Source organism: Paenibacillus polymyxa (assembly GCF_015710975.1).
Lineage (GTDB): Bacteria > Bacillota > Bacilli > Paenibacillales > Paenibacillaceae > Paenibacillus > Paenibacillus polymyxa.
On sequence record NZ_CP049783.1, the window covers coordinates 1,998,231 to 2,010,599 of the forward strand.

General features: G+C 44.5%; 13 protein-coding genes and 1 pseudogene. 8 read left to right on the forward strand and 6 right to left on the reverse strand.

The annotated features are described in order from the left end of the window. Positions 1-73 precede the first annotated feature (73 nt). The 3 genes and pseudogenes from G7035_RS09025 to G7035_RS09035 all read left to right on the forward strand — a co-directional run bounded on the left by G7035_RS09025 (position 74) and on the right by G7035_RS09035 (position 3,301). Positions 74-702, forward strand: a pseudogene (locus tag G7035_RS09025) (YfbR-like 5'-deoxynucleotidase). A gap of 182 nt (positions 703-884) precedes the next feature. Next, positions 885-1,394: a hypothetical protein gene (locus G7035_RS09030; RefSeq protein ID WP_019689015.1), complete on the forward strand. Its 510-nt coding sequence runs from the start codon at positions 885-887 to the stop codon at positions 1,392-1,394. A 920-nt stretch (positions 1,395-2,314) separates the two neighbouring features. Continuing rightward, entirely contained in the window at positions 2,315-3,301 is a 987-nt protein-coding gene (locus tag G7035_RS09035; RefSeq protein WP_019689014.1) for an aldo/keto reductase, read from the forward strand. A 235-nt stretch (positions 3,302-3,536) separates the two neighbouring features. Here the strand turns inward: G7035_RS09035 and G7035_RS09040 are convergent, their stop codons facing one another. Further along, a complete protein-coding gene (locus G7035_RS09040) occupies positions 3,537-5,075 on the reverse strand; it encodes an FAD-dependent oxidoreductase (RefSeq protein WP_019689013.1) in 1,539 nt (512 codons plus the stop codon). A 146-nt stretch (positions 5,076-5,221) separates the two neighbouring features. Then, on the reverse strand, positions 5,222-5,845 hold the full coding sequence (locus tag G7035_RS09045; RefSeq protein WP_017426070.1) for an acetate uptake transporter: 624 nt from the start codon (positions 5,843-5,845) through the stop codon (positions 5,222-5,224). Between the two features lie 212 nt (positions 5,846-6,057). Here G7035_RS09045 and G7035_RS09050 point away from each other — a divergent pair, with 212 nt between their 5' ends. From G7035_RS09050 to G7035_RS09065, 4 genes are all read left to right on the forward strand, one after another. Further along, positions 6,058-6,723: a hypothetical protein gene (locus G7035_RS09050; RefSeq protein WP_019689012.1), complete on the forward strand. Its 666-nt coding sequence runs from the start codon at positions 6,058-6,060 to the stop codon at positions 6,721-6,723. Positions 6,724-6,793: 70 nt separating this feature from the next. Next, the gene (locus tag G7035_RS09055) at positions 6,794-7,150 is read left to right on the forward strand and encodes a nucleotide excision repair endonuclease (RefSeq protein WP_016822573.1); all 357 of its coding nucleotides are present in this window, start codon (positions 6,794-6,796) and stop codon (positions 7,148-7,150) included. 109 nt (positions 7,151-7,259) lie between these two features. After that, positions 7,260-8,204, forward strand: coding sequence for a helix-turn-helix transcriptional regulator (locus G7035_RS09060; protein ID WP_019689011.1), 945 nt, complete (start codon positions 7,260-7,262; stop codon positions 8,202-8,204). A 64-nt stretch (positions 8,205-8,268) separates the two neighbouring features. Continuing rightward, a complete protein-coding gene (locus G7035_RS09065) occupies positions 8,269-8,790 on the forward strand; it encodes a DinB family protein (RefSeq protein WP_080561198.1) in 522 nt (173 codons plus the stop codon). Here the strand turns inward: G7035_RS09065 and G7035_RS09070 are convergent. The 4 genes from G7035_RS09070 to G7035_RS09085 form a co-directional block, all read right to left on the reverse strand. Then, positions 8,723-9,259, reverse strand: a complete 537-nt coding sequence (locus tag G7035_RS09070; RefSeq protein WP_017426072.1) for a Crp/Fnr family transcriptional regulator — start codon at positions 9,257-9,259, stop codon at positions 8,723-8,725. The two genes, G7035_RS09065 and G7035_RS09070, sit on opposite strands and share 68 nt — an antisense overlap. A 36-nt stretch (positions 9,260-9,295) precedes the next feature. Next, entirely contained in the window at positions 9,296-10,036 is a 741-nt protein-coding gene (locus tag G7035_RS09075) for an SDR family oxidoreductase (RefSeq protein ID WP_019689010.1), read from the reverse strand. A gap of 27 nt (positions 10,037-10,063) precedes the next feature. Further along, complete coding sequence (locus tag G7035_RS09080) at positions 10,064-10,642, reverse strand: TetR/AcrR family transcriptional regulator (RefSeq protein WP_016822578.1); 579 nt, start codon at positions 10,640-10,642, stop codon at positions 10,064-10,066. A 133-nt stretch (positions 10,643-10,775) separates the two neighbouring features. Continuing rightward, positions 10,776-11,321, reverse strand: coding sequence for a glutathione peroxidase (locus G7035_RS09085; RefSeq protein ID WP_016822579.1), 546 nt, complete (start codon positions 11,319-11,321; stop codon positions 10,776-10,778). Positions 11,322-11,554: 233 nt separating this feature from the next. Between G7035_RS09085 and G7035_RS09090 the strand changes: the two genes are divergently transcribed. Further along, positions 11,555-12,337 (forward strand): YheC/YheD family protein, encoded by a 783-nt coding sequence (locus G7035_RS09090; RefSeq protein WP_016822580.1) that lies wholly within the window; start codon positions 11,555-11,557, stop codon positions 12,335-12,337. The last annotated feature ends 32 nt before the right edge of the window (positions 12,338-12,369 follow it).

Below are 12,369 nucleotides of genomic sequence, written 5' to 3' on the forward strand. Positions count from 1 at the left end.
TCTGCTGTTAATAGTTGAGGTTTATAGTTGGTTTATATCTACTATTTCATACCGTTAAAGGATGGATGTATTGATGGGAATTCACACCTATTTTCGATCGCTAAATGAGTTGGAAAGAATTATTCGTTGTCCAGGCAAGTTTAAATTCGAGGAACATAGTGTATCGGCTCATTCCTGGAAAGTCGTGCAATATGCCAAAACCCTGGCTGATATCGAAGAGAGAAACGGCCTCAATATTGATTGGAAAAAGCTATACGAGATTACCAGCAGTCACGATTACGGCGAGATTTTTATTGGAGACATTAAAACGCCTGTTAAGCATTCCTCCAAGGAACTACGGTTATTAATCCAGCAAGTTGAAGAGGGTATGATAGAGTATTTTATAGAAGAGAATATTCCCGAGGATTTTAAAGCAATTTTCCGCAAGCAGCTAAGAGAAGGTAAAGATGATTCTGTTGAAGGCTTAATTTTAGAAGTAGCGGATAAAATGGATCAGGTGTATGAAGCGTTTGCCGAGCTTCAGCGGGGGAATACCGAAAAGGAATTTATCGTGATGTATCGCAATGCGCTTGTAAAAATCAAAAATATTAATTTGAAATGCGTTGAATATTTTTGGAAAATATCCTGCCGGATATGGTTAAGGAAGAAACGCCTTCATCCATTGATATAAAAAAGATCACGGAAGAGGCCTTAGCTCTGTAAATGAATTTTCTCGCCGTCTTTCAGAAGCCGCGAAGCGCTTCTGTTCATACATAACAATAGTTTTTATAATAAAGCAGGTCGTTTTTTACATAATTTAAAAAATATAGTAAATTATTATAAGAGTATTTTAACTTTCTTCATTTGTATTCGTCAAAGAACGAGAAAGGATGTGTACATTTAACATGAATAAACCTGCTCGAATTATTTCTATTCTTATCCTTGCTGCAAGTGTAGTTGTGTTTGCTGGTTGTGGAAAACAGGAAGCAACAAGTCCCACCACCAATGAAACGGTACTGCCAGCAACCTCAGAATCGGCAGTAAAAGAAGAACCTGGTCAATCAGCTGTCCAGCATAGCTTGGACGAGATCAAATGGAATGAAGTTAAAGATCCTCTGATTGAGGATGGCATGATAACCAAACTCAAAGCGGCTATAGCCGCCTTTGTATCAAACGATTTGAATCAATTTCATGCTGCGCTTGCTCCAGACATTGGAACAGGTCACGATTATCTCTTAGAGCATCCAGTGAAGTTTACAGGGATTGCCGAAGCTATAAAAGAAAAGGATCGGGTATTGGTACCCGTAGTAGGCAAACGGCTTACTAAAGAAGAAGGTTCTTCACCTGATGTACAGTACACCTTTTATTTTGAAAAAGATAAGGGTGGATCATGGCAAATTGTTTCGATAGACTGATTCATATCTTATTCCAACCCAAGAGAAGACGTTAGAAGACGTTCTGATAAAATCAGAACGTCTTCTTTTCTTTCTCTACATATTATTTGAGCAATACTGACCAGTTAGGATCTTTGTATCGTTTATCCACCACTTCCCTTACCAGGATAAGCTCCTCTGGAATCTGATCTAGCTTTGTAATCCGGAATCATAAGTCTGCTTTGCCCTACGATCGCTCTATAGCAAGTACGTTATACTGCTTACCTACTGCATCATATGCTATGCTCTCCACTCCTCATGCATTATTTCATTATCCATCTTCCCGTAGAATGAGATGACAGTTTCATATGCCCCTTTGTCGGCTTGCGATTCCTTAAGTGAAGCCCTAACCAACTCCAGGCTATCATCCATCATTTTAAAAGATTTGGGCTCAGTCAGCTCAGATGGTCTAAAAGGAAATCTTGCTTCCGTCCATTTCTGTATACTTTCATCTTTAGCGAGTATATTAACCCTTAGCAGCCCCTGCCACGAACTATTTGATCCGATTTGAACAGTCTGTTCAATTTGCCAAAGAAATACCTGAAAATGTTAATCCTACGGAAAAACCTATCCAATCGGTCTATATATCTATTTCAATCTCTTTCAGCTCCTTGAGCCATACTTCTTCCTTATTCTTCAGTGACAGACTACCGCCGCTAATAATGGATTTGTACTTAATTGCCGTTCCCATTTGTTTTTTGAGATCCGTTACACTTAAAGTACGGGTAATGGCAATTTACAGCTGCCCCTTACAACCTAATCATCAAATTTTATTGAAAAAAATGAAATACTGCGTACGAAACAATGCTTGACTTCAAGTTAACTTTAAGTAGTAACATACGGAATGTAACGTATGGATTAGAACAGGCGATGGCTATTCTGACAATTTGGGAGTGATAGAATTGAAAAAGAAACAACTGGGTAACAGCGAGCTTCAAGTATCTGCACTGGGTCTGGGCTGCATGGGAATGTCCGAGTATTATGGTGAGTTGGATGATCAGGAATCGATCAAAACGCTTCATCGTGCGTTGGAGTTTGGGATCAACTTCTGGGATACAGCCGATGTGTACGGTGTGGGGAAAAATGAAAAACTGATCAGTCAAGTCCTGCGCAGCCACCGGGATGAGGTAGTGTTGGCTACCAAATTCTCCATTATGCGCGGAGAGGATGGGGGATTCCTGGGTGTCAGCGGCCGTCCTGAATATGTAAAACAGGCATGTGATCGTAGCCTGCAAAGATTGGGTGTAGATGTGATTGATTTGTACTATCAGCACCGTGTTGACCCGAATGTGCCTATTGAAGAAACAGTAGGGGCGATGAGTGATCTGGTTCAAGCGGGAAAAGTCCGCTATCTGGGGCTATCCGAAGCGTCTCCTGCACTGATCAGACGTGCTCACAAGGTACACCCGATTACAGCGTTGCAAACAGAATACTCCTTATGGAGCCGGGAAGCGGAAGATGAGGTTATACCCACATGTAAGGAGCTGGGCATCGAATTTGTGGCCTACAGTCCACTGGGCCGCGGCTTTTTGAGTGGGCAAATTCAGAAGTTTGATGATTTTGCAGAAGATGATTTCCGTCGCACGGTGCCGCGTTTTCAGCCTGAGAATTTCCAGAAGAATCTGGATCTCGTGCAGCATGTTAAGGATCTTGCGGCTCGAAAAGGAGTCAAGCCTTCTCAGCTTGCTTTGGCCTGGCTGCTTGCGCAAGAGGGAATAGTACCGATTCCCGGTACTAAACGGGTCACGTATTTAGAGGAAAATGCAGGAGCAGTTGATGTGGGCTTGTCCGCAGAAGAAATGGAGACGATTAACGCCATCATCCCTAAAGGAATGGCAGCCGGCCTTCGTTACCCGGCAGAGCGGATGCCAAATTGGCAAGCCGAATAATAAGGACCACGAGATAACCCCTTAAGCCGTCTTTAACACGAATCGGCGTGAAAGACGGCTTTGGGGGCTTTATATATACGCAAGAACGTGCTTCGTATAATGCCGAAGGCATCCTTTTACAAAACAGGAGCTTGCAATGCAGTATTGATATTTTGCAGATCCATCGACAGCTGCTCGTTTACGTTTCATGGGTGTACCAGCCACGCTCAATCAGGTTTATTCCGAGAGCATCATGCTATTCAGCTTCAACCTTGCCAAGCGCTTTTTTAGCGGGTCCTTCAATGACTTCGCCTTGATATGAAAAGCGTGAGCCATGACATGGGCAATCCCATGTTCTTTCGGCCTCGTTCCAGTCAACTTCACAGCCCATATGGGTGCACGTAGTGTCTACCAGGTGCAATGCTCCTTGTGGGTCTCGATATGCGCCCGCCCTTTTGCCGTTTACCCGGACGACTGCCCCTTCGTCTTGCTGGAGTTCTTCGGCTTTTTTATAGCTGATTTCCAGCTTCCCGGCAATCAAGTGTTTAGCCACATTCGCATTTTGTGTCACAAATGTTTTAATGTCGGGGTCCGCATGAAATCTTGAAGGGGAGAAAAGATCCTGATACGGGCTTTCCTTTCTGGTAATCAGATTCGTATTTAATAAAGCCGCTGCGACACTTGTGGTCATCCCCCATTTTCTATAACCCGTAGCCAAGAGGATGTTAGGAACATCGGCTAATTCCTGCCCGATATAAGGGAGCTTGTCTAACGAATACAGGTCCTGGGCCGACCAGCGATAGACGATTTCCTTTAATCCAAATGTTTGCTCTGCGAACTTTTCTAAAGCTTCATAGTATTGAAATGTGCAGATTCCTTGACCCGTTTTGTGGCCTTCGCCACCGACGATGACCATCGGTTCACCGTTTATTAGTACAGAGCGAAGCGAACGTTTGGGGGTTTCCGCACTTAGGTACATACCACCCGGATAGGTTTTATCCGTCTTGACCGCTAGTACATAAGACCGCTCGGCATGCAATCGCGCAAAATAAAGACTGTTTGGATCATTAAACGGGAAATGAGAGGAGGATACGACATAGTTGCAGGTAATCTTGTGCCCGTCGCTTGTATTAATAATAGAAGGGGTTCCTTTATCGACACCCACAACGGTGGTCTGTTCATAAATCTTCCCGCCTTGCCGGATGACTTGATTGGCTAGATACCTTAAGAAAGGAATCGGATTAAACTGAGCCTGGTTTTCCATCATAATAGCTGCTTTAGTTGAAAAGGGCAGAGGCGTTTGTTCGACATAACTTCCCGGGATGCCAAGTTCCTTGTAAGCTTTATATTCGTCGTTGATTTTTTCCACATGCGTATCCGCACTTGTATAAACATAGGCATCTTCTTCTGTAAATTGACAATCGATATGATACTCTTCTACCGTTTGTCTGATGAATTCAAGAGCATCGCGGTTAGCTTCATAATAGAGCCGGGTTTTCTCTTTACCAAAATGCGAGAGGAACTCGCTATAGATCAAATCATGTTGTGCGGTAATTTTGGCGGTGGTATGGCCCGTTGTTCCATGAAGTATCCGCCCTGCGTCAACGACTGCGACGTTTAGTCCTTTTTTAGAAAGTAAATAAGCAGTGGTAATACCGGTGATCCCCGCACCTACAATAGCAACATCCACCTGAATATCTTCATTAAGCTTGGGGAAATTGGGGACGTCAGTTGAAGCTAACCAATACGATTCTGGAAATTGCGGGAAGGTCGTACGATGCTCGGCTCGTGTCATTTTTACAAATACCCCTTTGATTACAATTTATGTATATTGTTATCATTATGAGTTTTTATATTCACTAATCCCAGCATGATAAACGAACAAAGCCGTCCTTAACGCGGATCGGCGCGAAAGGCGGCTTTGGAGATATACATATGAAACTAAGGACGTGGTTTGAAAATACCGAAAGGCTGCCCTACGGGCAGGAATGTACGGCCAAAATGTGCATTCAGAACGGCAGCTCCTGTGCCGTACAGCGAGAGTAGACCAATGCCCATTTCAGCATAAGCAGCGATGGTATGGAACACCTCTGGGGCGATGCCGAATGCATCGAAGCTAAGGCCGAGGAACAGAAAATCAATCAACACAAAAATAAAAAATAGAACCTTGTGCGTCTCCATTGCTCCAATGGTCATGAAAAGCGTAAAGATGAGATAGCCGGCAAAGGCAACGCCGAGCTGTCTGCCATCCACCGCCGATGCCAGCTCTGAGCCGAATACGCCCATTTTAATCATCCAGCTACTAGCTACAGCTAACCAGAAGAAGGCGTAAGCGCCAAATGCCGTCATGCCAAAGGTGTTGTTATGCTTTGCATCCTGAATGCAGGCAAACAACTGTGCAAAGGCACCAAGGAAAATAGCCCAAGGAATAATAAAGCTTAAGCCTTCAGTGAGACCAAGTTTTTGGGATGAAGCTACAAGCGTTACAATAGCCAAGCCAAACAGGCCGATCGCGCTCGGATCGGCCGTTATGATTTTTACGTTAGAATGAGATTCATTTTGCATGAAAAAATAGAAGCCTCCAATAATGTTCAAGTACGCGTCAATCTGCCGATGCCAGAATCACACTGACATATTGTAACGGAAACCAACCCACTCGCATAGTAGATAATGTGTTTTTATATTCATGAAAAGGAATACTTTCAGCTAGCGTTAATTTTGTTTTCAGCTTGACCGGGTACAATCAAGGCAATTTTCCCGGGGAGGATGCATAATTAATGAAAACAAAGACGAAAAAGACAGTTTGGATTCCGGCAATCATTGCAGTTACGGTAGCAGCTCTACTCCTAATCTACTATTACTACATGTCCTCGGTTTCCGGCGGCAAGCCTGGCATGCGACCTCCGGGAGGCAATGTACCAGGGCATATGGGCGGACGTCCCAGCGGAAAAGGTGGTGGGGGTAACGGGGAAATATTTAATACCTTGGGTACGATCTCCGTTTTTCTTGGAGCGGCCACTTTCTGTTGGTTCTGGTTTAAGAAGAAATTGAGATCACCGTCCATGTTGGTTCGAAAGGCCGGAAAGTTGTTTCACTCCTTGCATAAACTGCTGGGTTGGGCGACCTTGATTCTTATTGCCATTCACGGTGTCTATTTCCTGATTACCAAATTTCAAGATCACAAAACCTTTTCCGGACTGGCAGCCTTTGCTATTATACTGGCGATCTCCGGGTACGGCTTCTATATTAATAAAGTACGTAACAAGTGGATGCGAACCATCCATCGTATACTTGGACTGCTGTGGGTTCCCGTGCTGCTGCTGCATGCCGGCGGATCAGCAATTATGGCGGTCATCGCCACCCTTGCCATAGGGGGACTTGTCTGGACACTCGAAAGAACGGCGGGGAGATTGACGAAGCCTGTCCCGGGAGACACTCCATAATTTTATGGAATGGTGTTACCTTCATATTTGTGATAGTATTTACACCTATATAGAATGAGGAAGTGACATAGTGATTAATATAACGATTCCAACTCCGGATATCACGATTACCAAACAGGTTAACCCTGAGCTCAGCCATATTTACGGATTTACAGATTTCCACCTGATTCCTAGAGATAAGGCTGGTATCTTTATGTTTTACAACGCACAGGAGGAATTGCTGTTCGTTGGTAAGGCAAGAAAGCTAAGACCCAGAATCAAAAAGCATTTTGAAGATAACGTATCGCCGATCAAGGCCAATCGGAACGAAGTGGCGATTATTGAGGTCTGTATTGTAGAAGATGCGGTAGATCGTGAAATTTATGAAACCTACATCATCAATTCGCAAAAGGCTAAATATAACGTTGAAAAAGTGTTTTTTAAATAAAGAAGCAACTGCTTTATGACAAAAGAGCAATAAGCCGCAGTCGTGCACTGCCCTTATTGCTCTTTTAAATTCGTGCATTTAGATCCTCTCAAGGACGGGGCGATATAGTATGAACAAAACCGACCGCTTGCTGGCTATCTTGCTAGAGTTACAACGTAAGGATATTATACGGGCCGAGGATTTAGCGGCGATTTTCGAAACGAGTGTGAGAACGATCTATCGGGATATTCAGGCTCTCAGCGAATCGGGCGTACCGATTGTAGGAGCACCGGGTATTGGATATTCTTTGATGGAGGGATACTTCCTGCCTCCTGTAAGCTTTACTGTAGAAGAGGCTGTAGCGCTGCTAATCGGAACAGATTTTGTCGAACAAAAATTTGATACAGACTATGGCATGAAGGCGCAAACTTCACGCAGAAAAATCGAAGCTATTTTACCAGAGAGCGTTCGCAGGGAAGTTGCCCAGGTGCGAACGACCATCAGACTGCTGGCGGTGAGTAAAGGGACAAACCATAGAGAGAAAACGTATTTGGAAACGCTGCGCATCGCTGTATTGAACAAACGGAAGGTTCGGTTTAGCTACTCCAAAAAATTGCCAGAGGCTGACGGGAATCGCCAAAGTGTGCGTGTGGTCGCCCCGTATGGTCTTGTACTGCTGCATGGTTCGTGGGTTTTGATAGGACAATGCGAATTGCGGCAGCAGATGCGCCATTTCCGTTTGTCGCGTATGGACGAGCTGATCATGCTGGAGGATAGCTATCAGTTGCCTAGTGATTTTAATTTGCAGGATTATAAACAACCCGATGACCGCCATGTAAATGTCCGCATACAAGCCAATTCGAATATTGTAGATAAAGTGAAGGAAGCGAACCATTTTTACATGGAGTCCATGGAGGAGCATGCAGATGGACTGCATGTACTCTATCGCGTCAGACAGCCAGAGGAGTTACTATCATGGATACTTGGATGGGGTGCAGACGTGGTGGTGCTGGAGCCTGAATCGCTTCGCGAGCGTGTCCGTACGGAAGTGGAAAAAATGTTGAAATGCTACTGACATAATGCTGTCAGTAGCATTCTTGTATAGTAAAGCTACTTTGATAGAGAGGGGCATTTACTATATGAATACAAGCGAAACATTACAGCGTTTTGAAGAAACGGTACAACACTATCTTCTTGAATTGGACAGCTTCAGCTTGGAGCAATTGCAGTACACACCGCAGGAGGGACAATGGTCGCTTGGACAAATGTATCTTCATTTGGTGAACTCTGCTCTTTATATGCATCTTAGGAACATAGATCTTTGTCTACAGTCTAATGGGGAGAAGGGGGATAAAACGGAGGCGGGCACAGCCGCATTTAACTTGGGAAGCTTTCCACCCATACGTATCCAAGTTCCACCATCTCCGCAGTATACTCCCCCCCAACCGACGAGCAGAGAAGAGATTGTAGAAGGATTAAACGTGGTGATCCGTAAAATGAGAGAGATTGAGCCGACCGTTGAGAAATCAACAGGGTCGTCTACCGTCTCTCATCCCGGATTTGGCGCGTTGAATGCGGGAGAGTGGTTTAGACTCATCGAGATGCATTATCGTCATCATCTTTTGCAGATGGAGCGCTTGAAGCACGCAATAGCCGGTTAATCGTCTCCCGGCGCAGCCCGATGAACTGCCCAATTTCCTCCTGTGTCAGCACGTCTGTTAACGTAGCGGGTGCGATGTAGGAGTGGAACCAGCGTTGAAGCTTCCGAAGCTTCTCGGCAGGCGATACCTCCGTGAGCTGGTCAATTCGTTGCTGCATCATGCGCAGCTTATCCTGTAGCTGCAAAGCAATGGCTCGACATTGAGCCGGGTCTTGCTCTAGCTTCAGGTACCATTCTTTTTGCGACAGAACCTCAACCTCAGAGGTGACCAGCGCCATCGCGGTACCATAATAAGGATTGGGACTGATGAGAGAGTGATGCGGGATAATTTCATCGGGCACAATTACATTAACTAAAATTTGCGAGCCGTCTTCATGAACTCGGACAATTTTTAACAAGCCGCTCTTTAAGTGATATAAAGGGCCTGATTCCCCTTGTCGAAATAAGGTCTCGCCTTTGTGTAATATCATGAACGTGTATAGCCTCCATTTCATGTATTCCAGCTTTTAGATGAATCCGCCATTGACGCGGATGGTCTGTCCGGTAACCCACTGCGACTTAGCGCCGACCAGAAACTCAATCACATCAGCGATATCTTCCGGTTCACCGAGACGACCCATAGCATTCATTTTCTTTATGCCTTCGATCTGTTGCTCTGTTTTTCCTGCCTGAAAAAGCTCTGTGTTGACAGGGCCGGGAGCCACGGCATTGATCGTAATTTGCCTGCTTCCGAACTCCTTGGCCAGCTGACGGGTAAATTGCTCCACTGCGCCTTTCGTACCCGCGTATACGCTATAAGCCGGAAACATTTGTCCGATCACGGACGTGGACAGATTCACAATTCTTCCGTAGTTCTCCATGTATTTCATCGCTTGCTGACAGGCAAAGAAAGTACCTTTTACATTCAGTGCGAATTGTTGGTCAAAATCAGCTTCGGTCACCTCAGCCAGAGGTTTGGTAATCATCAGCCCGGCGTTGTTAACCAGAATATCCACTTTGCCGAATTCAGCAATCGTATTTGTAAATAAGGCTTCAATATCGCCCATCTTGCTCAGATCAGCGTGGAGAGCTATGGCCTTTCCGCCTTTTTGAATAATGCCTGCTACCACTTCTTTAGCTCTGTCCGGACTACTGGCATAATTGACGACTACACTAGCACCTAGATTAGCCAGCTGCTCGGCAATGGCACGTCCAATTCCCCTGGAGGAGCCAGTGATAATCGCTATTTTCCCTTCCAAATGCTTCATATGTGTTTGGCCTTCTTTCTATATATTTTAAGATATCCCTTTTTCTAAAAGCATCCACACTTCTGCAAACTCCTGATCAATCGTCGGATTCTTCCATTCGTAAGCATGTGCGGGATGATGAAAACGGGCTGTGGCATAGAAAAGCGTACGCGCCAGTTGGGGCGGCTGATCCGCTGTGATACCCCCGCGCACAATAATATCAGCGAGCTGATCCACAATGTGGGCGATATGTTGGTCGATTAAATCCGCGGCTTGCTCGGTGACCCGGGTATACATCTCGAACATTTCCTCGTCATCGCGGGCATAATACTGCTTAAGTTCGACCAAGGTCTGTATATATCGTTTTAAGTGCGATATTCCTAGCACAGATGAATCCTGGCATATCTCCGTTAACGGATCGATAATCTTTTCATTTAGCCATTTTTCGGTCACGCCTTCAAGAAGCTCGGCTTTACTTTTAAAGTGTCGGTAAATAGTGCCGTGACTTACTCCTAACACTTTGGCAACATCCGTCACGGAGCTTTTGGTTACACCAAAACGTCTAAGGGTGTCTTCTGTCGCGATAAGAATCTGTTCCTTGGTCAGTATATCTGAGGATTTTTCCATAGAGACACGGTTGACTTACCGTGTGAGTCACCTCCTTGAAGTCAGGATAACACAAAGAGTATCAAATGACAAATATACGTTTTTGTCATTTGATACTCTCTTTTTAAAGAATCTAAAGAAGTGACCAGGAAACCTACAAGAGCGATTCGATGACAGGGTCAATAGCACAGGTTGCCGTTGTTACTTCAAATCTGGCTTTTACATAGCCGCCGCGATCAATCAGGAATTTGGAAAAATTCCACTTGATACCGTCGCCAACGTATATTTCTGGATATTTATCCTGCAAGAAATCGTCCATCCATTGACCGTCTTTGGCCTGGGTATCGAAGCCTTGAAACGGTGCCTGTTGGGTCAGATATTGAAATAAAGGATGAAGGGAAGAGCCTCTTACCTCCGTCTTCTCAAATAATGGGAAGGTTACTCCATGCTTAATTTGACAAATTCCCTGAACCTCCGAATTGCTACCCGGCTCTTTTCCATTGAATTGGTTACAAGGAAAAGCAAGGATTTCAAAACCTTGTTCTCTCCGTCTTTCATAGAGCTTTTGCAGATCAGCGAATTGGCTGGAGAAGCTACACATGCTGGCAGTGTTTACAATAAGGAGAACCTTACCTCTATAGTCTGACAATTCAATCGGTTTCCCGTTAATTGAGGTTGCTTGAAAATCATAAACAGACATGTTATCGTTCCTCCTCGCGTTATTTTTTAATACATCATATATCTAGAGTTGTTATTGGTCCAATATATTATCGGGATTAACTTTATAGGTATTTACAATAATTGCGTCATGTAAAGAGCCATAGTACCCCTCTCTCTCTCTTGAAATCAAAGAAGACTTGGCTTAGAGAAAGTAGGAGATTTGCCTCTTACATAGCAAACTGTGGCATTCGCCGTTACCAAGATAGAATATAGATGCATATTCATGTAGTGTGTGCAAAAACCCAACAGAATCGAGGGATATTCGTGCCCATTGGAAAGATGATTCAATACAAGGAAATGCAACAACATCCCATTTTACGCTCGCACTTGCCCGAAACCCGCTGGATTACGAATGCAAGGACTTTACGGATGCTGGATACCTACCGCACTGTTTTTATCAAGCCTAATTATGGCAGTGGAGGAACCGGCATCATACGCGCGAAAAAGGTAGGGAGGAGATATGAGGTTCGTTGCGGCTCCAGTCGCAGAGTCGTTAGATCCCACGCTGTAAGAAGAGCAATTAGAAGCTATCGGAGACCTCATCGTCGTTATTTGGTACAGCAAGGACTTAAGTTAGCCAAGTACAAAGGTTCGATTTTTGATGCCAGAGTGTATATGCAGAAGCCGGAATCGGAATGGGTCATTTCAGGGATAACCGGCCGTGTCGCTGCACCTCGAAAGGTCGTTACCAACTATCGGAAGGGAGGACATGCGGCGCCGTTGTCCAAAGTGCTTTTAAGGGTTTTTAAAAATGACAGAGCGAAAATGAAAGAGATTTTGGACCAGGTCATTGAGCTTTCTAGAATCATTGCCGACACGATTGACCAAAATCATCCGGTTCGCGAGCTGGGCATCGATCTTGCTATTGAAAAGAGCGGTCAAATCTGGATTATTGAGGCCAATCCGCATCCAGGACATATGTTATTCAGGCAGCTCCCTAATCATAAGATGATTCGCAACATTTTGAGAAATAAACGTCGTATTCATCATCATTAGGATAAAGTGTTTTAAATCATTTATGAATAAGA

What these genes read in the sequence shown, in the direction of transcription:
- G7035_RS09030 (WP_019689015.1), top strand. Translation starts at nt 885, where the DNA reads ATGAATAAACCTGCTCGAATTATTTCTATTCTTATCCTTGCTGCAAGT.
- G7035_RS09045 (WP_017426070.1), bottom strand. Translation starts at nt 5,845, where the DNA reads ATGCAAAATGAATCTCATTCTAACGTAAAAATCATAACGGCCGATCCG.
- G7035_RS09070 (WP_017426072.1), bottom strand. Translation starts at nt 9,259, where the DNA reads ATGATATTACACAAAGGCGAGACCTTATTTCGACAAGGGGAATCAGGC.
- G7035_RS09075 (WP_019689010.1), bottom strand. Translation starts at nt 10,036, where the DNA reads ATGAAGCATTTGGAAGGGAAAATAGCGATTATCACTGGCTCCTCCAGG.
- G7035_RS09085 (WP_016822579.1), bottom strand. Translation starts at nt 11,321, where the DNA reads ATGTCTGTTTATGATTTTCAAGCAACCTCAATTAACGGGAAACCGATT.
- G7035_RS09065 (WP_080561198.1), top strand. Translation starts at nt 8,269, where the DNA reads ATGAATACAAGCGAAACATTACAGCGTTTTGAAGAAACGGTACAACAC.
- G7035_RS09050 (WP_019689012.1), top strand. Translation starts at nt 6,058, where the DNA reads ATGAAAACAAAGACGAAAAAGACAGTTTGGATTCCGGCAATCATTGCA.
- G7035_RS09060 (WP_019689011.1), top strand. Translation starts at nt 7,260, where the DNA reads ATGAACAAAACCGACCGCTTGCTGGCTATCTTGCTAGAGTTACAACGT.
- G7035_RS09080 (WP_016822578.1), bottom strand. Translation starts at nt 10,642, where the DNA reads ATGGAAAAATCCTCAGATATACTGACCAAGGAACAGATTCTTATCGCG.
- G7035_RS09040 (WP_019689013.1), bottom strand. Translation starts at nt 5,075, where the DNA reads ATGACACGAGCCGAGCATCGTACGACCTTCCCGCAATTTCCAGAATCG.
- G7035_RS09090 (WP_016822580.1), top strand. Translation starts at nt 11,555, where the DNA reads ATGCATATTCATGTAGTGTGTGCAAAAACCCAACAGAATCGAGGGATA.